Origin of the sequence: Brevundimonas sp. UBA7838 (assembly GCF_002500885.1) — a bacterium.
Lineage (GTDB): Bacteria > Pseudomonadota > Alphaproteobacteria > Caulobacterales > Caulobacteraceae > Brevundimonas > Brevundimonas vesicularis_C.
The window spans coordinates 13,198-34,751 of the sequence record NZ_DLTK01000154.1; the positions used below are offsets into that span (position 1 = coordinate 13,198).

Genomic DNA, 21,554 nt, shown 5'->3' on the forward strand with positions numbered 1-21,554 from the left:
GTCAAGATTTGCGCCTCTTGCAGCGCTTTACGCCTTGCCGGGCAGAGCGCGGGGTTTGCGGTTTTCGTCGATGGCCACATAGGTGAAGACGCCCTGGGTCACGCGTACCGAAGCGGCCTGGGGCTGTCCCCGCGCCCGCTTCCAGGCCTCGACCTGGACGCGGATGGAGGTGCGGCCCGAGCCGATGACGTGGGCGTAGATGCTGACCTCGTCGCCGACCGAGACCGGCTGGTGAAAGACCATGCCGTCCAGCGCCACGGTGGCGCAGCGACCGCAGGCCAGTTCGAACGCCGGGGTCGCGCCCGCAAGGTCCATCTGCGCCAGCAGCCAGCCGCCGAAGATGTCGCCCTCGGGGTTGGTGTCGGCGGGCATGGCGATGATACGACCGACGGGCTGATCTTCGGGCGGATATTCGGGGGCGTCGGACATGGAAGGAGCCTGCTGTTCGGGGAGGCGGGCTCTCTAGCGCGGCCTTGACGGCTTGTCGCCCTTCAGCGCCTTGGGACGGGCGGGCTCTGGGACGGACAGGGTCAGACGGGAAGTGCGAAAAGCCTGCGCATCGCGCAAGGCGCGCCAGGCGGCGCCCAGTTCCATGGCGGTCAGGAGATGATCGTGGGTCAACACGCCGCGCCGAGACGCCCGCAAGGTCGCGACATCGGCCATGAGACGCGCTGCGGCCTGAACATCTTCACGGCCCGACCGCGCGCCCAAATCCTCCAGCCGGGCGAAGCGCCAGCCCTGTTCGGGCGGATAGCGCAGGGCCAAGGCGAAGCGTTCGGACGGCTCGATCTGGCGGGCGATAAAAATCCAGTCCCCTGTGTCGGGATCGCGGCGATAATGGCCTGGCTGGGTGGGAAGGCCGGCCTGCGCATAGATTTCCAGCGCCCCGGCTTCGACTTCAGCCAAGGCTAGGCTCAAGGCGTCGGATTCTTCCGGGGCCAGCTCGGTCGGCCGCTCGAACGGGTCGAACGTGTCCTCGGCGGGCGCAGCCGGTGACTTGCGTGAAAACAGTCCCGAAAGCAGCGCCCGCCGTCTGGCCATGACGTCAGTTGTTATTGAGCGTGCTGGTCACCGACACGTCATAGACGACGCGGGTCAGGCTCTGAACGACCTCGAAGAACTTGCGCATCTCCGCAGCGCCGGCCAGGGGCACATAGATCACGTCTTCGGGCATGACCTCCATGTTGGTGGCGGCGAAGACGTTGGCGGCGTCGCTAAAGTCCAGCTCATAGACGACCGGCACGCCGCGCGGGGTGGCCGGCTGGTTGATGCCCAGCGCCTGGGCCACCTCGGGACGTTCGAAACGGAAGATCAGAACGCGACGCGCATTGGCCGTATTGGTGTTTAGGCCGCCGACCTTGGACAGGGCGCCGGTCAGGGTCACGGGACCGGCCGGCATATCGACCTGGGCCACGGCGTTCAGGCCGCCGAAGGTCGAGAAACGACGGGGCTTGTACTGAACATTGACCACGTCGCCGCGCTGCAGACGCACGTTCTCGCCGAACTCTGTCGTCACGGCCGACAGGGGCGCGGTGTAGGTGCGGCCCTCGCGCTGGATCGAGATGGTCAGGTCGTCGGTGGTGCGAGCTGAGCCGCCGGCCGCAGCGATCACGTCCAGGATGCGGTCGCTGTTGACCCCCAGGGGCGCACGTCGCCCAGCACGTTGACCGTGTTGGAAGCGTTGCCGGCGATGGATACCAGTACCTGCGGATTTGCGACTTTGCCAACCAGGGCGCGCCGGATCGCCGCCGCCGCTTGGGTGGATGTGAGGCCCTGAACACGAACCTGACCGCCGAAAGGTATGGTCACTGAGCCTGACCGATCGACCGTCGCACCGGGCAGCGCCTGATTGCCGCCGGACATGGTGGCGGCGTTTCGGCCCGACGCCGAGCCGGCGCCCAGGGTTCCTCCGAACAGCGAGCCGGACGGATCGAAGATCGAGATCGCCAGGGTGTCGCCTTCGCCGATCACGTCTGCGGGCTGATCGCTCGATCCTGCTGCGAGGCTGCCGAAGAACTGCGGCGGGATCTGCTTCATGCGTTCGGTGGCTTCAAATGTCAGCGGCACCAGCGCGTAGCTGCCCAGAGCCGAGGCGGTCGTGGCCCCGGCGTTGACCGAGGCGCCCGACGGCCCGTCGCGCGGCAGGGTGGAGCAGCCGCCGAGAATGGCGACAATAGCAAGCGGCAGGATGGTGCGCGTCATGAAGCTGGAAAGCCCTTGTTCGCGGATTGATTACAAGCCTTTGGCCGCGCTCGCCAGTGGCGAAACGGGCTGCAGGCCAATGCCGTCGGCGACGATGCGGAAATGCTCTGACCAGGACGGCGCTTGGTAGTAAGGCGGCGTCGGCGGAGGCACAAGCGTCGCCCGCTCGATGGCTGCCAGCCAACCCAGGCCATCGAGCGGATCGATCAGTTCGGCGTGCGGCGTCAACTCGCGGTGGGGTGGAATGTCGGAGGCGATCAGCGACAGGCCCATGGCGCACGCCTCTACGGCGGGCAGGTCGAAGCCTTCGACGGACGAGGGGGCGAGTATGGCGCGGGCCCCGCGCATCAGCCTGGCCAACACAGCATCGGAGAGATTCGCCGCCTGGTGAACGACCCCTTGCAGATTGGGCGAGCGCTGCAAATGATCCAGCACCGCCTCATTCTCCCAGCCGTAGCGACCGACCAGCACCAAGGACGGCGTCTGATCGCCCATCCGTTCTTCGAGGCGCCGCCAGAGGGTCAAGAGCAAGGCCAAATTCTTGCGCGCCTCGATCGTGCCGACGTGGACGTAATAGGGACGCGGAGCCGCGATGGCGTCGCCGGCGACGAAAGCCGGCTCCAACCCGAGGTGGGCGACGTGGATTGGCGGCAGAGGCAGGCCCTCGCGCTCGGCGAAGGCGCGCAGTTCATCGCCCGTATAGGCGGAGTTGACGATGATCCGGCTGGCCAGGCGCAAGGTGTTTGACACCCGCGCATGGTGTTTGTCGCCGTCGCCCGGTCGGCAGAACTCAGGATGGGTGACGGGGATCAGATCGTGCAGCAGCACGACGCGTTCGATCCCCGCGGCCTTCAGATCTTCGAGCGCCGTCGGCTCGTGCAGGGTGGTGTGGCCGACGGTCAGATACAGGTCGGCCGCCGGCACTGCAGCGACGTGGCGCGAACGGAAGAACTGTTTGAACACCCGCGTCTTGTCGGCGGGCTTCTCCTTCTCGGGCGCGGGCGCTGGGCACAGCACCGAGGCGGCCGGCCGTCTTTCCGCCGTCAGGGCGGCGAGCAGCCGCTGCTCGTGCGCCAGATCGGCCGCCGTGCTGGCGGCGCCGTTCCACTTGGCGCGAAGGTCGGCCACGAACCGCCGGAACCAGCGGATCTCGACGGCGACCAGCCGGTTCTTGCGGCCACGCACCGGGATGGTCGTGACATCGGGCGAGGCCAGCAGCCATTCGGCATAGGCCAGACATACCCGGTCCACGCCCGTCGGCGCCGACCGTTCGGCCCGGCTCATCAGCCGGCTGGCGTCGTAGAGAATGCGCATCCTAGGCGACGTAGCCGGCCTGCATCAGTTCGGCGATATGGACGATGGCCGTAGGCTTGCCGTCCTCGACCACGAACAAATTGGCGATCTTGTTGACGGTCAACAGATCGACGACATCGCTCATACGCGCGTCCGGATCGACGGTGATGGGATTGGAGCTCATGATGTCAGCCGCCTTACAATGTGTTGTCTCATGCTGAAATGCGCGGCGAATATCCCCATCGGTCACGATGCCAATGAGCGCGCCATCTGTATCGAGCACGGCCACCGCGCCTTTTCGGCCCTCGGTGATCGCCGAGACGACATTGCTGAAGCTGGCGTCTTGAGGCACGCTGGCGGGCGCTGCGGCGTTATCGCCCATCCATTCACGCACGCTTTGCAAGCTCATGCCCAGGGCGCCGCCGGGGTGGTGCAGGCCGAAGTCCATGGCCGTAAACTCGCGGCGATCCATCAGCACCATGGCCAAGGCATCGCCCAGAGCCAGGGTCATCAGGGTCGAGGTGGTGGGCGCCAAGCCGTTGGGGCAGGCCTCGGCCACCTTCGGCATGGTCAGGCAGACAGCCGCGTTTCGGCCGAGGAAGCTAGCCGGCCGCTGCGTGATGGCGATCACGGGAATGCCGTTGCGCTGGCAATAGATCAGCGGATCGCGCAGCTCGCGGCTCTCGCCCGAGTTGGAGATGGCCAGCACCGTCACGTCGGGACGCAGCATCCCCAGGTCTCCGTGGCTCATCTCGGCGGGGTGAACAAAGAAGGCGTTGGTGCCGGTCGAGGCCAGTGTGGCGGCGATCTTGCCGCCGATATGGCCCGACTTGCCCATGCCAGTGACGACGACATAGCCCGGCCGGCTCATGATGACATCGACAGCGCGGGCCATCGACACGTCGATCGAGCGTTCCAGCGCCTCCAGCGCTTCAATGTTCAGCCGCACGACTTCACGGGCGCGGTCGGTCATTACGGCGATGTCGTCGGGGGTCGAGTGAGCGATCTCGGTCATAGTGTTCTGGCCCGCAGCCGGGCTCTCCTTCTTTGACGAGCGCGATCCGCCATGAGTGCGTTTCGCGCGCCGCCTCCCTTTCAGACGACTTTGTCGGTTTCTGGTCAACCTTTGCCGCTCTGGCGCGTTACGCCGACCGGGGAACTAAAACAAAGAGTTTGATCGTCAATGCCGTCTCATGCCGGAGCCGCTTCGCTATTGCTCCCGACACCGCCCGTGGTCGCCGACGGGATCGCGCTGTTCCTGGACATGGACGGCGTGTTGGCCCCGATGGCGCCAACCCCCGATGCGGTGGTGCCGAACGCCCGTCGTACGGCGGCGCTGAAGGCTGTCGAGGCGCGACTTGCGGGCCGCGTCGCCATCGTCAGCGGTCGCACCATCGCCGAGATCGACCGCATTTCCGATCATGCCCTGATCTCGGGCTCGGGCGTGCATGGCCTGGAGCGGCGTCTGAAGGACGGCTCCATCGAGCGCAAGACGCCCGACGCCGGCGTCGCCCAGGCGCTGGACGCGTTCGAGGAATTCGCCGCCGATCGCCCCGGCGTGATCGTCGAGGACAAAGGTGTCTCCGTCGGTCTGCACTATCGTCAGGCGCCGGATGAAGCCGGCGCCGCCAAGGGCTTGGCGGCCGAGCTGCAGGCCGAAACGGGACTGACGCTCCAACCTGGTCATATGGTGTTGGAACTGAAGACGCCCGGCGCCGACAAGGGCACGGCCGTCACGGCCTTCATGCAGGAGGCCCCGTTCAAGGGCGCCGTCCCGGTCATGCTGGGCGACGATCTGACCGACGAGTACGGGTTCGAGGCTGCGACGGCGCTGGGTGGATACGGCGTGCTGGTCGGCCCCGAGCGCGAGACGGCGGCGCGTTACCGGCTGGACGATGTGGATGCTGTGCTCACCTGGCTTGAAGCCGTAGCGAAGGCCTGAACCGATGAAGCCCAATCTGGATCTGTTTCCCATCGGCAACTGCGGCGTCAGCGCCCTGATCGACCGTCAGGGCCGGTTCGTCTGGGCCTGCGCGCCCCGGGTGGACGGCGACCCGGTCTTTTCCGCCCTGATGGATGGCATGGAGCCCGAGCACGGCTTCTGGGCCATCGAGATGGAGGACGTGAAGTCGATCGATCAGGCCTATGTCCGCAACACGCCGGTTTTGCGCACGGTCATGACGGCCGAGGACGGATCGTCAGCCGAGATCATCGACTTCGCCCCGCGTCATCCGAAGCACTCGCGCACCTATCGGCCGCTGGCCTTTGCGCGCATCGTGCGGCCGCTGTCGGGGACGCCGCGCATCCGTGTGCGGTTGCGGCCCTCGACGGATTGGGGCGCGCGAGCAGCACCGCACACCTCCGGATCCAACCACATCCGCTATATGTGCGCCGACGTCACCTTCCGCCTGACGACCGACTGTCCTGTGTCGCATGTGCTGGAGGAGCGCGTGTTCCGGCTGGAGCGGTCGCACGCTTTCTTCCTGGGCCCGGACGAGGGCTACGACCAGGATGTCGGCCACGGCGTTCAGGGCGCACTCGATCGCACGATCGCCTATTGGCAGGACTGGGTGCGCAAACTCTATCTGCCGCTCGACTATCAGGAGGCTGTGATCCGCGCGGCGATCACGTTGAAGCTGTGCGCCTATGAAGAGACCGGTGCCATCGTCGCCGCCATGACGACCTCGGTGCCCGAGTTCAAGGAGAGCGGGCGCAACTGGGACTATCGCTACTGCTGGATCCGCGACGCCTATTACACGGTGCGGGCGCTGAACCGGCTGGGTGCGGTCGACATCCTCGAGAACTATCTCGTCTATCTGAGAAACCTGGTCGACGATTCCGCCGGCGGCCATGTCCAGCCGGTTTACGGCGTGGGTCTGGAGCCCGGAATCGGCGAGAGCATCATCGACAGCGTCGAGGGCTACCGCGGCATGAAGCCGGTGCGGATCGGCAATCAGGCGCACGAACATCTGCAACACGACGTCTACGGACAGATCGTGCTGCCTCTGGTTCAGGCCTTCTATGACGCACGGCTCCTGCGTCCGGGTACGCTGGAGGATTTCCACGCGCTGGAGGCGATCGGTGAGCGCGCCTTCGCCATGCACGATCAGACCGACGCGGGCCTGTGGGAGTTCCGCACCATTGCGCGGGTCCACACCTATTCGTCCGTAATGTGCTGGGCCGCCTGCGATCGTCTGGCCAAGGCGGCGGACCATCTGAATCTGCCGGATCGGGCCGTCTTCTGGCGTGAGCGGGCGCAAATCATCCGTCAGCGGATCGAGGCGGAGGCCTATCTGCCCGACGAGGGCCGGTTCGCCGCCAGCTTCGGCGGCCGCGAATTGGATGCCTCCCTGCTGCAGATGACCGATCTGGGCTTCCTGGAGGCGCACGATCCGCGTCAGGTCGCCACCTTCGACGCCATCGAGCGCGACCTGAAGAAGGGCAGCCACCTGTTCCGCTATGTGGAGCCGGACGACTTCGGCGAGCCGGAGACCGCCTTCAACTTCTGCACCTTCTGGTTCATCGAAGCCCTGCACCAAAACGGCCGCATCGAGGAAGCCCGCACCATCTTCCAGGAGATGCTGAGCCGGCGGACGGCGGCAGGGCTGTTGAGCGAGGACATCTCGATCGACGATGGCGAACTGTGGGGCAACTATCCGCAGACCTATTCCCTGGTCGGCATCATCAATTGCGCCGTGCTGTTGAGCCGTTCCTGGACCGATGTGCGTTAATGTCTGGACCCCGGGGCTGGGGTCGCCGTGTGAAGTGAAGTCATGAGCCGCCTGATCGTTGTTTCGAACCGGGTTTCGGCCCCGACCGACCCCGCCGCCGGGTCTGCCGGTGGCCTGGCGATGGCTCTGTCCGCCGCGCTCAGAAAATACGACGGCCTGTGGTTCGGTTGGTCGGGCGAGCGGGTCGATCACTACACCGGGGAGGTGAAGATCGAGGACCGGGCCGGCGTCACCGTAGGGCTAGTCGATCTGGAGGGGCAGGACGTCGACGAATACTACAACGGCTACGCCAACAAGACGTTGTGGCCGCTGTTCCACCACCGCATCGACCTGGCCCAATACGAGCGGTCCTACGGCGAGGGCTATGAGCGGGTGAATCGGCGTTTCGCCGAAGCTCTGGCGCCGCTGATCCAGCCGGACGACATGATCTGGATCCACGACTACCACATGATCCCGATGGCGCGGGATCTGCGCCGCCTGGGCATTCGCAACCGGATCGGCTTCTTCCTGCACACGCCCTGGCCGGCGCGGCAGTTGCTGGTGACGCTGCCGCATCACCGGCGGCTTGTGGAGTCGATGTTCGACTTCGACCTGATCGGCTTCCACACCCAGGAATGGAGCGATCTGTTCACCGACTATGTGGTGTCAGAGGCCCAGGGCGAACTGGATGGCGTCGGCGGGCTGGAGTGTTTCGGGCGCAAGGTCCAGACCGGCGTCTTCCCCATCGGCATCGACGTGGACGGCTTCCTGGCGGCGCGGAACTCTACACTAGGGGCGCGAACCTATGACCGAATGGCGGCGTCTTCGGCGTTCCGCTCGATGATCGTGGGCGTGGACCGGCTGGACTATTCCAAGGGGCTGGAAGAGCGGCTGCTGGGCTACGAACAGTTCCTGCACGACAACGCCTCAATGCGGGGCGAGGTCTTCCTGTTGCAGGTCACGCCGATCTCGCGCGACGACGTGGACAGCTATCAGGATATTCGTTCGCGGCTGGACGCCCTAGCCGGACGGATCAACGGCGCCTTCGCCGACATGGACTGGCAGCCGATCCGTTATCTGAACCGCACCTATCGCCGGGATCAGCTGGCGGGCATCTACCGCGCGGCGCGGGTGGGGCTGGTGACGCCGTTGCGCGACGGCATGAACCTGGTGGCCAAGGAATATGTCTGCGCCCAGAACCCGGACGATCCCGGCGTGCTGATCCTGTCGCGCTTCGCCGGCGCGGCCGAACAGATGGGTGAAGCGCTGCTGGTCAATCCCTACAGTCGCGAAGAGCTGTCGGACGCCATCCAGAAGGCGCTAACCATGCCGCTGGCCGAGCGTATCCGGAAATGGGAAGCCCTGATGGATGTGGTTCGCGCCACCGATGTCGGCATCTGGCGCGATGATTTCGTGCGCGCCCTGCAAGCCGATGAATCGACCTCGCAACCGACGCAGTGGGCCGGCGCGGCCTGACGCCTAGCGCAGGTCGAAGGCCAGCATCAGGGTGCGCTGGGCCGGATTGAAGTTGTCGTCGGACAGGATGTAGAGGCGGGTCCCGCCGTTTCGCATCTCTGCGGCGATACCCTCGAAATTGTCGGTCGTGCCGGGCAGTTTCAGCTCGATCAACACCGGCCCCAGCGTTCCGTCGGGGGCCATGCGGCGCACGCGCGCGCGCATGTCGATGGGCGCCCGGTACAGGCGCTGGACCACGAACCATCCGGCGCCGGACGGATCGCGATCCAGGCCGGTGATGCGGTATTCGCTGTCGGGGATGGGGGTTGCAGGTGGTGCGCTGACGACCGTGCACCTCGCCGCTGCGCAGTCCCAGACGCCGCCCGCCTCGCCAGAGACGCGCCAACCGCCGGGTGCAACGGCCAACCCCTCCATCCCGTCATTTTCGGTGAAGGCGAAGTCGGGCGACCGCACCGGCGTCGGCTGGGTCTTCAGCGCCGACAGGGAACCGTAGTTCCAGATCCGATGACGCCGCTCGAAACTGACCAGCAGATCGCCGGAGGGGGTGATGGCCAGGCCCTCGGCGTCGCCGTCCGACTTGTCAGAAATCGCGGCGCCGTCCTGAAGCGTCAGCCGGCGCGAGCGGAAGTGATCCAGGCCAGCCAGCCGCCCCCCGGCGTCCAGGCGAATGTCGCCGCGCACCAGATCACCGGTGTCAGAAACCGTGACGAAGCCGCCGTCGCCGGTCAGCTTCAGGTCCGACAGGCTGTGAAGAGGCGAGGTCGGCGCGGCGCTGACCTGCAGGCCGCCGGCGAACGTCACGCCGTCAGCCATCTGCGTGCCGCCGGGCAGGCCCAGGCTGGCGCTTCGCAGCTCTGCGACCTGGGGCGTCCAGCCGTCCGATGACAACGGATAGGGACGCGGCGCGCCCAGCGAGGCGGCGCAGGCCGACAGCGACAGGGCAATCCAGACACTGGCCAGCCGGCCGAAACGGCTCATGCCGCCAGCTTTCGCTTGGTGCGACGGGTGGGACCCGCCGCCCCCTCGTTCTCGAACAATTCGGCCAGCTCCTCGGTCATGGCCCCCGCCAGCTGTTCCACATCCACGATGGTCAGGGCCTTGCGATACCAGCGGGTCACGTCATGGCCGATGCCGATCGCCAGCAGTTCGACCGGGGAGCGGTCCTCGATCTCGGCGATGACCTGGCGCAGGTGCTTGTCCAGATAGAGGGCCGCATTGGCCGACTGGGTCGAATCGTCGACCGGAGATCCGTCCGAAATGACCATCAGGATGCGGCGCTGTTCGCTGCGGGCCAGCAGGCGACCGTGGGCCCATTGCAGGGCCTCGCCGTCGATGTTTTCCTTCAGAAGACCTTCGCGCATCATCAAGCCCAGATTCTTCTTGGCCCGGCGCCAGGGCGCGTCGGCGGCCTTGTAGATGATGTGGCGCAGGTCGTTCAGGCGGCCGGGATTTTGCGGTTTGCCGGCGGTGATCCAGGCTTCGCGGCTCTGTCCGCCCTTCCAGGCGCGGGTGGTGAAGCCCAGGATCTCGACCTTCACGCCACAGCGTTCCAGCGTCCGCGCCAGGATGTCGGCGCAGACCGCCGCCACCATGATCGGCCGCCCGCGCATCGAGCCGGAGTTGTCCAGCAGCAGGGTCACGACCGTGTCGCGGAACGGGCTTTCGCTCTCGGCCTTGAACGACAGGGGGGCGGTCGGGTCGGTGACGATGCGGGTCAGCCGCGCCGTGTCCAGCATACCCTCTTCCAGATCAAAGACCCAAGAGCGGTTCTGCTGCGCCAGCAGCCGGCGTTGCAGCTTGTTGGCCAGGCGCGACACGACGCTGGACAGGATGGCCAGCTGGCCGTCCAGCAGGGCGCGCAGCCGGTCCAGCTCGACCGGGTCGCACAGGTCGGCGGCGTCCACCACCTCGTCGAAGGCGGTGGTGAAGACGCGGTAGAAATCGACCGCGCGACCGTCGTCGGCCGTCTGCTGACGGTTCGGCTGCTGGCCTTCCTGCAACTCCGGTCCGTCGTCGGCGCCTTCGCCGTCGGGATCGGCGGGCGCGCCTTCGGGGCGACTTTCGCGCTCCTGTTCGGAAGACTGATCATCGGCGTCGCCCTCCATCGACTGGGAGCCTTCGCCGCCGTCCTGCTCTTCCTCCTCGTCCTGATCGTCGTCGGCCGCAGGGTCCTGAGGATCCGGTTCCTCGTCGCCGGGATCTTCGGACGTATCCTCGCCGCGCCCGTCGCCGGGGTCGAGGTCCAGCGCGCGCAGCACCTCGCGCATCTTCAGCGCAAAACCTTCCTGATCGCCCGCCGTGCCGGCCAGGGCGTCCAGCTTGGCGCCGGCCTTGACCTCGATGTTGGCGCGCACGAGATCCAGCATGGCGCGGGCGCCGTCGGGGGCGGGGCGCCCGGTCAGCCGCTCGCGGACAAGCAGGGCCACGGCCTCGGACACGGGCACGCGGTCGGCGTCGCTGATCCGCAGGGCGCCGGTCTTTTCCAGCCGCGTGATCAGGGCGGCGCCCAGATTGTCGCGCACCCCGGCCAGATGTTCCGAACCAAAGGCCTCGACGCGCGCCTGTTCGACCGCATCGAACACCTCAGCCGCCTTGGCGTCCGCCGGCCGCATCCGGCTGTTCACCGCCGTGTCGTGATTGGCCAGCCGCAGCGCCAGCCGGTCGGCCTGGCCGCGCAAAGACGCGCTCTCTGGCCCGGACGGATCGCGCGGCGGATGGGGCAGGGTCAGGATGCCGTTCGACAGCTTTGGTCCGTCGGACCCGAACACCACCTCCAGCTCGGGCTGCTCGGCCAGCGCCCGCGCGGCATGACCCAGCGCGCGCTTGAAGGTTTCGGCGGGAGTATCCGGGGCGGCCATGGCCCTCAGTTAATCGCTTCGCGCCTGCGATAAAAGCGCCGTCAGCCGCCTTTTGAAATCGGCACCCGACGGCCGTAGGTCAGACAGCGCCAAACCCACTCCAGCGGCCCCATGCTGAACCGCAACAACCACAGCGGCGACCAGATCAGTTGCAGCGCCCAGACCGCCAAGACCAAGCCCCACATCTGGACATAGTCGGCTTGTCCGAACAGACGCGGCCCCCACGGCATGTAGAAGACGGATGTCATGATCAGGGTCTGGGTCAGATAGTTGGTGAAGGCCATCTGCCCTACCGGCCGCAGCGCCGCCGTGATCCACGCCGCCCCTCGCGTCGTCGCCAGCACGATCAGGCTGACATAGGCCAGGGTGACGAAGACGGGGAAGGAGGCGACGACCTCCGCCAGGCCGTGCGTCGGGTGAATCCCGGCCGGCGCCATGGCCTCGCGCCATTCCAGCACGCCCAGCAGGGCCAGTATGGCGCCGCCGACGGCGATCAAGGCGACATAGACCCCGTTGGGCGCCCGGCCGCTGAACACGCCGGCCTTGAACAGGCCCAGACCCAGCATCATCAGGGCCACGGTCGAGAAGACGAACATGGTCAGGCTGGCGCCCTGCAGCAGCAGCCAGTTCTGCAGGTTCTGGCCCATCGCCCCGGCCCAGCCGCTGCGATAGGCGGCGATCGACTCCGTCACCATGGCGGCGGTGTAATGCGGCCCGCCCTGGTTCATCGCCTCGGTGATCGCCGGCGGCCCGGCGACCATCAGCCAGGTCGCGCCCGCCTGCATCGCGCCCAGCAACAGGGTTACGCCCAGGCCGATCCCGATCAGCGTTCCGGCCCGCATCGACCGCATCAGCATCACGAACAGGCCCGACCAGGCGTAGAGCAGCAGCACGTCGCCATACCAGAAGGCCAGGCCGTGGATCAGGGCGATGACGGCCAGCCAGAACAGGCGGCGCCGCAGCAGTTTGCCACGCGCCGCATCGCCCCGCTCGCCCCCGACTAGATAGATCGAGGCCCCGAACAGCATCGAAAACAGGGTGATGAACTTCTGATGGAAGAAGACGTCCATCGCCCAGCGCGCCACGGCGTTGGCGCCGGTGACCGGGAACGGACTCAGGCTCGCATCCTGATAGACCATGACCGGCAGGCCGAACGAAACGACATTGACCGCCAGGATGCCCAGCACCGCTAGGCCCCGCATGACGTCAAGGCTGGCGATGCGCGAGGTCGCCGCGACGGGCGACAGGATTTCCGCCGCATCCTTGTCCGTGTCATCCATGGTCATTCTCGGATCCCCCAATCCTCGAACTCAGGCGTCAGGCGCGAATGCCAACCCTGTGTCTCAGCCCTTGGGCATCAAGCCCAGTCGATCCTTGACCGCCGGCCGCGCCTCGAAGGCGATGAAGGCGGCGCACAACCCGGCCCACAGGGCGTAGCTGACGCCCACGATCATGGCGATGGGCAGGCCGCCGACGCCGAAAATCAGCAGGGTGGTCTCGGTCGCGCCCAAGGCCTGCATGACGTCGCCGGCCTCGAACCAGCCCATCACGCTCATGCCCAGGGCGACGACGATCTGGACCAGGGCCGCCGCCAGGCCGCCGTACATCATGAAGCGCCAGACGACGCCCAGCCGCGTGCCGGGCCGCCCGTCGCGCTTGCGCTCGTTCAGCACGCGATACAGCGCCAGCGGCACGGTGATCAGCCCGATCAGCATCACCACCAGCCGCCAGTCCATGTCGCGACCCGGCAGATAGGCGTGCGGCCGCCAGAAGGGCAGGGTCAACCACAGAGGCGGCCAGGCCGCGCCGGCCAAACAGGCCAGAATCCGGGGCGTCCGCCCGGGCCGCGCGGCGATGGTCGCCTGACCGGGCAGGTCGGAATAGCTCTCGAACCGGCTCATCGCGTCGGCGCCGGCGCAGCGCCGGAATAGTCATAGAAGCCGCGTCCGCTCTTCCTGCCCAGCCAGCCGGCCTCGACATATTTCACCAGCAGCGGACAGGGGCGGTACTTGCTGTCGGCCAGCCCGTCATACAGCACGTTCATGATCGCCAGGACGACGTCCAGACCCATGAAGTCCGCCAATTCCAGCGGGCCCATCGGATGATTGGCGCCCAGACGCAGCGCCTTGTCGATCGAGGCGACGTTGCCGACCCCTTCGTAAAGGGCGAAGATGGCCTCGTTCATCATCGGCACCAGGATGCGGTTGACGATGAAGGCGGGAAAATCCTCGGCGTCCGTGGTGGTCTTGCCCAGGCTCTCGGCGAAGGCGACGGCGGCGGAGTGGGTCTCGGCCGAGGTGGCGATGCCGCGGATGATCTCCACCAGCTTCATCACCGGCGCCGGCTTCATGAAGTGCAGGCCGACGAACCGGTCCGGCCGGTCCGTCGAGGACGCCAGGCGGGTGATCGAGATCGACGAGGTATTGGACGCCAACAGGGTTTGCGGCCCCAGGTGCGGCACCACCTGCGCATAGATGGCCTTCTTGACGGCCTCGTCTTCCAGCGCCGCCTCGATGACCAGATCGGCGCCGGCGACGGCCTCGGCCATTCCGTCGCTTGTCGTGATGCGGACCAGGGCCGCATCGGCGGCGGCCTGATCGACCAGACCGCGTCCGACATGACGCGCCAGGCTGGCCGCGATCTCGCCCTGCGCCATCGGCAACCGGTCGGCGATGACGTCATAAAGGCGAACCGAATAGCCCCCGAGCGCGACCGCCTGCGCGATGCCTGCGCCCATCTGTCCGGCGCCCAGAATGGCGACTGTGGTGATCGTGGTCATGAACCGTGGTCGAAAGTGGTCGGGCGGGCACCTTTAGAAAGGAAGGCGCGCGGCGCAAGAGCGGATCAACCCTCTCGCATCAGATTTCCGCCCGCCGTGTCGCCTCAGCCGAGCAACTGGATCAGGGCCGGCTTAGCTGTTGCTACAAACGCAATCCGAATAAATTGCAGCAGCAAGATCACCACGATGGGTGAGATATCAATGCCGCCCAGGTTCGGAATGATGCGGCGAAACGGCTCCAGCAGGGGCGCGGTGACCCGGTCAAGGAAGTTTCCGACCGAATAGACGAAGCGGTTGCGATAGTTGACGACGTCGAACGCTACCAACCAGCTCAGAATGGCCTGGGCGATGATGAACCAGATCATCAGACCGATGACCGTTTCGATTAGCCAAGCAAGCGCGGTGCCCATCTCATTCTCCATTCAGCGAGGGCGCTTCTAGCCTGTTCGGCCTGGGTCCGACAACGGCCGTATCCGACCTGCGCGCTTTGCGCGCACAAGCCCGTTGACACCACGCCCGCCCGCCTTCTATGTCCGCCACGCCTGTGAAACCCGATCCCACGCTGGAAACGGGGCCGTAGCTCAGTTGGTAGAGCGCGTCGTTCGCAATGACGAGGTCAGGGGTTCGACTCCCCTCGGCTCCACCAGGCGTTTTCAATCAGAGCCGAGCTACCAGCCGCCCGTGCGGCCTGGCTCAGTTGCCGCGGTAGGTGCTGTAGCCGTAGGGGCTGACGACGACGGGCACGTGGTAGTGGATGCTCGGGTCGCGGACCTGGAACACCACGTCGATCTCGGGAAAGAAGGGCTGGGCGTCCTTTTCGCCATATTGCGACATGTCGAAGGTCAGCTTGTAGATCGCCGCCTGGGTCGTGACCTGATCGCCGAACGAGCGGACGCGACCGTTCTCGTCGGTGCGCGCGGTCGCCAGTTGTCGCCAACCGCCGTCGCCGTCCTTGATCGCCAGGGTGACGGGCACGTCGCGACCGCCGACGCCGCGCGCCAAATCCAGGACGTGGGTCGAAATGGTCTCGGCCGAAGCCGATCCTGCGGACACCAGAAAGGCCGACAGGGCGGCGAGCGTTGCAATACGCATGGAAGATCCTTGAAGGTGGCGACGGGGCGGCGTGAGGCGGGCGATCAGTGTTGGGTTGGCCGGACCAGCGTCAGGTCGTAGCCCAGGGCGCGGGTGCGGTTCTGGATGGTTTCGCGGGTCTGGGCCGAGGGTTGCGCCGTGCGGCTGAGCAGCCAGAGGTAGCGGCCCGACGGCTCGCCGACGATGGACCAGGAATAGTCGTCGGCGTGGTCCAGCACCCAATAGTCGCCGACGTAGAAGGGGCCGAAGAAGGACACCCTCAGCTTGGCGTTTTCGCTACCCCCGACGATCTTCGCCTTGCCCTCTGATGTTTTTTCCGGACCATCGACCGTACCCTGTCGGCAGGTGTTCAGCACCCCGACCAGACCGTCATCGCGCACCGTATATTGGGCGGTCACCCCTTCGCAGCCGCGCTCGAAGCCGTTTTCGTAGCGCCCGATCTCATACCACAGGCCGGCGTAGCGGTTCAGATCGACCGGCTTTGCGGGTTGAGGCACGGCGGCGTTGCCGACGGGGCCGCGTTGCAGGGTGGCGCAGGCGCCCAGCGTCAGGACTGCGCCGGCGATCAGGGCGATGGAAGCGATGCGAGCGATTTTCATGGCCGCAGAACGATGATGAAGGCGCCCGGTTCCGGACACGCCCGGCGATGCGGTCACCTCAGGGCGACGTAGCCCCGTTCAATGATGCGGCGCAGCGCCTCATAGGCTTCGGCCAGTTCGTCGAAGGCGGTGCGGGCGGCGGTCAGGCGGGCGACCTGATCGGGCGTGACGGCCGAGCCGGAGTGAGCCAGACGCAGCGATTCCGCCACCCATCTGGCGCGGGCCGTGGCGGTCATGACCGCCAGCTTTTGCAGCGATGCGGCGTCCACGCCGGTCAGGGCGTGACCGATCACCTCCTTGTTGGCGATGTAGGCGGCGTAGTCGATCTGCTCCAGTTGGCCGCGCAGGCGGCGCTGCTCGTGCGGATCGGTGTCCTGCGGTTCGAAATGATCGCTGTGGCGGCGGATGCTGGAGGTCATCTTGGTCGGCATGGGCGGGCCCTTCCCGGCCTGTCCAAACGGGTGCTGGCGGCCGCTCGCACAGGAAGGTGCGCCGCGTCGGTTAACGCCGCGTTGCGCCGGGCAGGCCGGCGTCCGATATGCGGAGCTGGAAACCGGAGCCGGAGATCGACCATGGACCTGAAACTGAACGGCAAGCGCGCCCTGATCTGCGGCGGCTCATCCGGCCTGGGTCGCGCCGTGGCGACGGCCCTGGTCGCGGAGGGAGCGCACGTCGCCTTGCTGTCGCGCGATGAAGGCAAGCTTCAGGCCGTGGCGGATGCGTTGAATGCGGCCGGGCCTGGCCGGGCGGTCGTGGTCACAGCGGACCTGGCGGACCATGAGGCGCTGTTGAAGGCGACGGACCGGGCCGAGGATCTGCTGGGCGGGCACATCGAAATCCTGTTGAACAACACCGGGGGGCCGCCGCCGTCGGGCGTGTCGGGGCTTGAGCCGGCGGTGTGGCGCGATCATTTCGAGTCGATGGTGCTGTCGATCTTCCGCCTGACGGACCGGGTGCTGCCGGCCATGCGGGCGGCCGGCTGGGGGCGCATCCTGAACGTCGCCTCGATCACAGTGGTCGAGCCGTCGGCGGCGCTGGGCGTGTCCAACACCTTGCGGGCCTCGGTCGCGGCCTGGGCCAAGACCCTGGCCAATGAGGTCGGACCAGACGGGGTGACGGTCAACACCCTGCTGCCGGGGCGGATCGATACGCCGCGGATCGAAAGGCTGGACCAGGCGACCGCTGAGCGCACCGGCACGACGCCGCAAGAGGCGCGAGCTGAATCCGTCAAATCGATCCCGGTCGGCCGTATCGGCACGACCGAGGAGTTCGGCGCCACCGCTGCCTTCCTGTGCAGTCCCCTGGCGGCCTATGTCACCGGCTCGCTGATCCGACTGGACGGCGGGGCGATCAAGGCGATCTGATCAGCCGGGCGCACGACGACGCAGCACGCCGCCGAAGGCCACGCGGCTGCGCCCGTAATCCAGAGTGATGCGGCTGAACCGGCTCAGGATATCGGCGCCCAGCAGCAGGGCCGGCTTGTCAATCAGGTCCATGACCTGAAACACATGCAGGTCGGCGAACAGCAGCGGGGTCGGGCCCAGCGATCGTCCCGCGATGTGCAGGGCGGGCGTCGTGCCTGTGCGGGCCGTCACCGCGCCGCCGACGATGCCGACCATCCGCACGGGCTCGGACGGGGAGGCGGCCTGACCGATGTCGATCGCCTGCATCAGGGCCAGATTGCCGATCGAATATTGCGCGCCGCTGTCGATGAAGGCCGCGACCTCCATGCCGGCGACCTCGATCCGGGTCAGGATCAGCTGACCGAAGCGACCGCGACGACCGGCGACCAGCACGTCCTGTTGCTGGGGGCGGGTTGAGTCGGGGCTGGTCGTCAGCGCGATGCTGGTCGACCCTGACGGCGACAGGGCGACCTGGCGGGCATTGACGTCCAGCGTCAGGCGAGAGCGGGACAGCAGGTCCAGACCGAGCAGGCCGTCGGCGCCCAGGGCGTCGCGCGGAAAGACCGGCAGGGTCAGGTCGCTGAAGCGCCGCCGCCCGATCTCGATCTGCGCCAGTTCGACGGTCGGCGTGACCTCAGCCGCCGTGATCCCGTGCACCACGACCGGGCGGCCGGGCGGCAGGGCCAAGGCCTGGGCCAACTCGGCCGAAACCGCGCTGCGTTCGGCGCCGGTGTCAATGACGAAGACCTGCTGGACGCTTCCGTTCAGACGCACGCCGACGCCCATCCGCGTCAACAGATTTTGCAAGAGCCGCACCTGATCGGGCGGGTCTGGTGGGATGGCGGTCTGGGCGGACACAAACGGAACAGCCGCCAGCAGGCCCAGCGTCTTGCGCCGCGACGTTTTCACGCTCGATCCTTCGCCAAACCCTGGCCGCACCCGCCTGTCCTCCTCGGGCCTTCGCCAGGACAGGGCAGGCTACGCGCTTTTGGCGAAGAGCCTAAGACATATTCTTGTCCGTCTTGTCTCAGCGCGGCTGCGCCTTCCCGCCCGGCGTTCGGCACCGTCTGGCCAATCGGGGGTTGTCGACGTATCGTCCCAGCCGAAACAGGAGGATGCGATGCTGACCTTGCTTATGCTGGCCCTGTCCGACCCCGCGGCGGCGTCTTCCAGCGCGATTACCAGCCGCGATCTTGTCGTTGTTTCCGCACCAAGGGAGGCCACGCAGCGTTGTGGCGATCCGCTGATGCAGGCTCGGCAAAGCGGCGTCGGCGCCATGACGCTGGATCGATCGCTCGATGATGGACAGGTCCGGCGCTATCTGCTGCTGGATCGGCGCGACCAGAACAACTGTCCCCTGCCGATCAGCTACGCCGTGCCGGATCAACGGGCGCTGGGTCGAAACCTGATGCCGGCCCAGCCCGACGTCGGCGTGCCACCGGCTCCGCCCGCGCCGCGTCGCTAGGCGCGGGGATGGGCGGCCGCATAGGCGTTTAAAAGACGATCCGCATCGACGCCGGTGTATTTCTGGGTCGTCGACAGGCTGGCGTGGCCCAGCAGTTCCTGGATCGACCGCAGATCGGCGCCGGCGCCCAACAGATGGGTCGCAAAACTGTGGCGCAGGGCGTGGGGCGTGGTGCGCTCGGGCAGGCCCAGCCGCCCGCGCAGCCGCTGGACCGAGGCCTGGACATGACGGGGGCTGAGCGGGCCGCCGCGGCGCGCGCGGAACAGAGCGTCGGCAGGCTGGACCGGGAATGGCAATAGAGCCAGATAGGCGTCCACTGCGGTGCGCACCGCGGGCAGGATCGGCGCGATCCGCGTTTTGGACCCCTTCCCGACGATGCGCAGGGTTTCACCCAGCGGCGCATCGGCGCGGGTCAGGGACATGGCCTCGGAGATCCGCAGGCCGCAGCCGTAAAGCAGGGTCAGGACAGCTCTGTCACGCGCGGCCTCCCACGGTTCGGCGTCGGGATCGGCGTCCGGTTCGGCCAGCAGGCCGCGCGCCTGATCCTCGGTCACCGGCCGGGGCAGGGACGGCTTGACCTTGGGGCCGCGCACCAGGGCCAGCTGTGGAGCGGGGGTGTCCAACCGCCGATCGAGGAAGGCATGAAATCCGCGAATGGCCGACAGGCTCTGGCTCAGCGACCGGGCCGCCAGCGGGTGCTCGCCTGAGCGGCGCTCGGCCATGTGGGCGCGGACCTCGGCGGCGGTGATCGTGCCCATGTCGTTTAGCGACAGGGTCTCGCCGCGATGGCGTTCGAGGAAGGCGACATAGAGCCGCCCGATGTGGCCATAGGCCTCCAGCGTGCGCGGCGACAGCCGACGCTCGTGCGCCAGATGGTCCAGCCAGGCGCGCAGGGCGTCGGAGGCGGTCAGTTCAGAACCGGCCATCGCTCCGCCATCCGCTCCGTCACCCGCGCCAGGAAGGCGGCCAGTTCGCAGCCCATGTTGGGGGTGAAGCCTTCGGGCTCGGGCGAGCCGAAGGCGCAGATGCAGGGGCGCGGCGGCCCGCCCGGCGTCAGGTGCGGGGCCATGCGGACCAGGGCGATAGACCGCACCTGTTCCTCGGCCGCGCCGAAGAAGTTCAGTCCCTGGATCATCGGGCCCAGCCAGGTCAGGCCGTGCTCGCCCAGCAGATTGTCGACGTCGCCCTCTTCCAGCGCGCGCCAGCCGAAGGGCACGCCGCCGGGTTTTTCCAGGGCGATGGCGGCGCCGGCCAAGCCGAACCGCCCCTGCGCCGCTGCATCCAGCCGACGGGCCAGATCGGAATGGTTCTTGGCCTCCATCAGGTCCAGGGTCGCGACATGCGTCTGGGTCTGGGCGGCGAAGTTGGCGCGGGCGATCAGTTCGATCTCGCGCCGGGCGCCGGTCTCGCGCTCGACCACGGCCTCAAGCCGCGTCAGGGCGGCGGCGCCGAACTCGACCACGTTGCGGCCGTGCGGCCGCAGACCGATCTCTTCAAGCAGAGAGCGGTCGTCCAGCAGGGTCTGAGGGTGGGTCTGCAGCCAGCCGCGCACGTCGGGCCAATGCAAGCCGTCGCCGATATGGGGCGTTGCGGCCGATTCCGACGTTTCGAAAAGGTCCAATGAGCCGCTCAAACAGACCTCTCCGGGAACCGCGATGCTACAGAATAGACTGACCCGTCTTGGCCCAGTCCGCCACGAAGGCATCAAGACCCTTGTCGGTTAACGGGTGGTTCACCAAGGCCTTGAATGTGTCGGCGCCGAAGGTGGCGGCGTCCGATCCGGCGACGGCGGCGGCGGCGACATGGCCCACATTGCGCAGGGACGCGGCCAGGATCTGGGTCTCGAAACCGTGCACGTCATATAGGACGCGGATTTCTTCCAGCAGGCCGATGCCGTCGGCGCCGTTGTCTTCCAGACGTCCGACGAACGGCGAGACGAAGGTGGCGCCGGCCTTGGCGGCCAGCAGCGCCTGGGCGGCCGAGAAGCAAAGGGTGACGTTGGTCTTGATGCCCTTGTCGGTGAAGACGCGGCAGGCGCGCAGGCCATCCCAGGTCAGGGGCAGTTTCACCACCACGTTCGGCGCGATGGCGGCCAGTTTGTCGCCTTCCTTGACCATGGTCTCGAAATCGAGCGAGACGGCCTCGGCGGAAATCGGCCCCTCGACCAGGGCGCAGATTTCGGCGATGACCTCGGCGATGTTCCGACCCGACTTGGCGATCAGCGACGGATTGGTGGTGACGCCATCCACCATTCCGGTGGGGACCATGTCCTTGATGACGGCGACGTCGGCGGTATCGAGAAAGAGTTTCATGGGCGGCTTCATAGCCGAGGGCGCAGTTCGGTGAAAGTCGCCTCGGTCCTCATTCCCCTGCCGGTGCCGGAGGCCTTCGACTACGAGGTTCCCGAGGCGCTGAGCCTGGCCCACGGAGATTTGGCGCGGGGCGATCAGGTCGCCGTGCCGCTGGGGCCGCGCCTGATCCGGGGCGTGGTGTCCGAGGTGTTCGAGACGACCGGGTCGAACCGGCGACTGAAGGCGATCGACAGCGTGCTGGACGATCCGCCCCTTCCTGCGGGCGTCATGGATTTCGTGGAATGGGCCGGACGCTGGACCCTGTCGGCGCCGGGTGAGATGGCGGCGACGGCGCTGAAGGGCTTGCGCGCGCCCCGGCCCCGGCC

The 21,554-nt window shown here is 67.1% G+C and carries 24 protein-coding genes, 1 tRNA gene and 1 pseudogene; 7 read left to right on the top strand and 19 right to left on the bottom strand.

The window, feature by feature from the left end:
• Positions 1-27: 27 nt before the first annotated feature.
• From B3T77_RS16065 to B3T77_RS16090, 6 genes are read right to left on the bottom strand one after another with little or no spacing between them, the layout of a single operon-like run.
• Positions 28-429, bottom strand: a complete 402-nt coding sequence (locus B3T77_RS16065) for an acyl-CoA thioesterase (protein ID WP_242077814.1) — start codon at positions 427-429, stop codon at positions 28-30.
• 33 nt (positions 430-462) lie between these two features.
• Entirely contained in the window at positions 463-1,041 is a 579-nt protein-coding gene (locus B3T77_RS16070; protein WP_292080891.1) for a hypothetical protein, read from the bottom strand.
• 4 nt (positions 1,042-1,045) lie between these two features.
• Positions 1,046-1,612, bottom strand: a complete 567-nt coding sequence (locus B3T77_RS16075) for a hypothetical protein (RefSeq protein ID WP_292080893.1) — start codon at positions 1,610-1,612, stop codon at positions 1,046-1,048.
• Positions 1,609-2,202, bottom strand: a complete 594-nt coding sequence (locus tag B3T77_RS16080) for a polysaccharide biosynthesis/export family protein (protein WP_292080895.1) — start codon at positions 2,200-2,202, stop codon at positions 1,609-1,611. Before B3T77_RS16080 ends, B3T77_RS16075 begins: the two co-directional genes overlap by 4 nt.
• A 30-nt stretch (positions 2,203-2,232) precedes the next feature.
• Complete coding sequence (locus tag B3T77_RS16085) at positions 2,233-3,516, bottom strand: glycosyltransferase family 4 protein (protein ID WP_292080897.1); 1,284 nt, start codon at positions 3,514-3,516, stop codon at positions 2,233-2,235.
• Between the two features lies 1 nt (position 3,517).
• Positions 3,518-4,510: a KpsF/GutQ family sugar-phosphate isomerase gene (locus tag B3T77_RS16090; RefSeq protein ID WP_292080900.1), complete on the bottom strand. Its 993-nt coding sequence runs from the start codon at positions 4,508-4,510 to the stop codon at positions 3,518-3,520.
• Positions 4,511-4,678: 168 nt separating this feature from the next.
• Here B3T77_RS16090 and otsB point away from each other — a divergent pair, with 168 nt between their 5' ends.
• From otsB to B3T77_RS16105, 3 genes are read left to right on the top strand one after another with little or no spacing between them, the layout of a single operon-like run.
• Positions 4,679-5,437, top strand: coding sequence for a trehalose-phosphatase (otsB, locus tag B3T77_RS16095; protein ID WP_292080901.1), 759 nt, complete (start codon positions 4,679-4,681; stop codon positions 5,435-5,437).
• A 4-nt stretch (positions 5,438-5,441) separates the two neighbouring features.
• Positions 5,442-7,226, top strand: coding sequence for a glycoside hydrolase family 15 protein (locus B3T77_RS16100; protein ID WP_292080902.1), 1,785 nt, complete (start codon positions 5,442-5,444; stop codon positions 7,224-7,226).
• 42 nt (positions 7,227-7,268) lie between these two features.
• Positions 7,269-8,681 carry an alpha,alpha-trehalose-phosphate synthase (UDP-forming) gene (locus tag B3T77_RS16105; RefSeq protein ID WP_271042449.1) on the top strand — a complete coding sequence of 471 codons (1,413 nt, stop codon included), beginning with the start codon at positions 7,269-7,271 and terminating at the stop codon, positions 8,679-8,681.
• 3 nt (positions 8,682-8,684) lie between these two features.
• Here B3T77_RS16105 and B3T77_RS16110 read toward each other — a convergent pair whose 3' ends face one another.
• The 6 genes from B3T77_RS16110 to B3T77_RS16135 form a co-directional block, all read right to left on the bottom strand.
• Positions 8,685-9,659 carry an esterase-like activity of phytase family protein gene (locus tag B3T77_RS16110; protein ID WP_292080906.1) on the bottom strand — a complete coding sequence of 325 codons (975 nt, stop codon included), beginning with the start codon at positions 9,657-9,659 and terminating at the stop codon, positions 8,685-8,687.
• On the bottom strand, positions 9,656-11,539 hold the full coding sequence (gene cobT / locus B3T77_RS16115; RefSeq protein WP_292080908.1) for a cobaltochelatase subunit CobT: 1,884 nt from the start codon (positions 11,537-11,539) through the stop codon (positions 9,656-9,658). The genes B3T77_RS16110 and cobT overlap by 4 nt, the downstream gene beginning before the upstream one ends.
• Before the next feature lie 41 nt (positions 11,540-11,580).
• Positions 11,581-12,825, bottom strand: coding sequence for a DUF418 domain-containing protein (locus B3T77_RS16120; protein WP_292080912.1), 1,245 nt, complete (start codon positions 12,823-12,825; stop codon positions 11,581-11,583).
• A gap of 57 nt (positions 12,826-12,882) precedes the next feature.
• Positions 12,883-13,440: a phthalate transporter gene (locus B3T77_RS16125; protein WP_137720670.1), complete on the bottom strand. Its 558-nt coding sequence runs from the start codon at positions 13,438-13,440 to the stop codon at positions 12,883-12,885.
• Positions 13,437-14,318: a 3-hydroxybutyryl-CoA dehydrogenase gene (locus B3T77_RS16130; RefSeq protein WP_292080916.1), complete on the bottom strand. Its 882-nt coding sequence runs from the start codon at positions 14,316-14,318 to the stop codon at positions 13,437-13,439. The genes B3T77_RS16125 and B3T77_RS16130 overlap by 4 nt, the downstream gene beginning before the upstream one ends.
• A 104-nt stretch (positions 14,319-14,422) precedes the next feature.
• Complete coding sequence (locus B3T77_RS16135) at positions 14,423-14,728, bottom strand: YggT family protein (protein WP_292080918.1); 306 nt, start codon at positions 14,726-14,728, stop codon at positions 14,423-14,425.
• A 160-nt stretch (positions 14,729-14,888) separates the two neighbouring features.
• Between B3T77_RS16135 and B3T77_RS16140 the strand changes: the two genes are divergently transcribed.
• Positions 14,889-14,964: transfer RNA gene (locus B3T77_RS16140), tRNA-Ala, on the top strand.
• Positions 14,965-15,011: 47 nt separating this feature from the next.
• Here B3T77_RS16140 and uraH read toward each other — a convergent pair.
• Genes uraH through B3T77_RS16155 form a run of 3 tightly spaced genes read right to left on the bottom strand, consistent with a single transcriptional unit; the run spans position 15,012 to position 16,440 of the window.
• On the bottom strand, positions 15,012-15,410 hold the full coding sequence (gene uraH / locus B3T77_RS16145; protein WP_292080920.1) for a hydroxyisourate hydrolase: 399 nt from the start codon (positions 15,408-15,410) through the stop codon (positions 15,012-15,014).
• 44 nt (positions 15,411-15,454) lie between these two features.
• Complete coding sequence (locus tag B3T77_RS16150) at positions 15,455-16,009, bottom strand: lipocalin family protein (protein ID WP_292080922.1); 555 nt, start codon at positions 16,007-16,009, stop codon at positions 15,455-15,457.
• Positions 16,010-16,062: 53 nt separating this feature from the next.
• Positions 16,063-16,440, bottom strand: a complete 378-nt coding sequence (locus B3T77_RS16155; RefSeq protein ID WP_292080924.1) for a hypothetical protein — start codon at positions 16,438-16,440, stop codon at positions 16,063-16,065.
• 141 nt (positions 16,441-16,581) lie between these two features.
• Here B3T77_RS16155 and B3T77_RS16160 point away from each other — a divergent pair, with 141 nt between their 5' ends.
• Positions 16,582-17,373 carry an SDR family oxidoreductase gene (locus tag B3T77_RS16160; RefSeq protein ID WP_292080926.1) on the top strand — a complete coding sequence of 264 codons (792 nt, stop codon included), beginning with the start codon at positions 16,582-16,584 and terminating at the stop codon, positions 17,371-17,373.
• Here B3T77_RS16160 and B3T77_RS16165 read toward each other — a convergent pair whose 3' ends face one another.
• Complete coding sequence (locus B3T77_RS16165; RefSeq protein WP_292080929.1) at positions 17,374-18,321, bottom strand: retroviral-like aspartic protease family protein; 948 nt, start codon at positions 18,319-18,321, stop codon at positions 17,374-17,376.
• Between the two features lie 211 nt (positions 18,322-18,532).
• On the opposite strand from B3T77_RS16165, the gene B3T77_RS16170 reads away from it, so the two are divergent.
• Entirely contained in the window at positions 18,533-18,877 is a 345-nt protein-coding gene (locus tag B3T77_RS16170; RefSeq protein ID WP_284876487.1) for a hypothetical protein, read from the top strand.
• Here B3T77_RS16170 and B3T77_RS16175 read toward each other — a convergent pair.
• Genes B3T77_RS16175 through fsa form a run of 3 tightly spaced genes read right to left on the bottom strand, consistent with a single transcriptional unit; the run spans position 18,874 to position 21,189 of the window.
• The gene (locus B3T77_RS16175) at positions 18,874-19,803 is read right to left on the bottom strand and encodes a tyrosine recombinase XerC (RefSeq protein WP_292080932.1); all 930 of its coding nucleotides are present in this window, start codon (positions 19,801-19,803) and stop codon (positions 18,874-18,876) included. The genes B3T77_RS16170 and B3T77_RS16175 overlap by 4 nt on opposite strands.
• A complete protein-coding gene (locus tag B3T77_RS16180) occupies positions 19,785-20,498 on the bottom strand; it encodes a DUF484 family protein (protein WP_292080934.1) in 714 nt (237 codons plus the stop codon). The genes B3T77_RS16175 and B3T77_RS16180 overlap by 19 nt, the downstream gene beginning before the upstream one ends.
• A 37-nt stretch (positions 20,499-20,535) precedes the next feature.
• On the bottom strand, positions 20,536-21,189 hold the full coding sequence (gene fsa / locus B3T77_RS16185) for a fructose-6-phosphate aldolase (protein WP_026108568.1): 654 nt from the start codon (positions 21,187-21,189) through the stop codon (positions 20,536-20,538).
• Positions 21,190-21,219: 30 nt separating this feature from the next.
• On the opposite strand from fsa, the pseudogene B3T77_RS16190 reads away from it, so the two are divergent.
• Positions 21,220-21,554: pseudogene (locus B3T77_RS16190) on the top strand (primosomal protein N'); the annotation flags it as partial.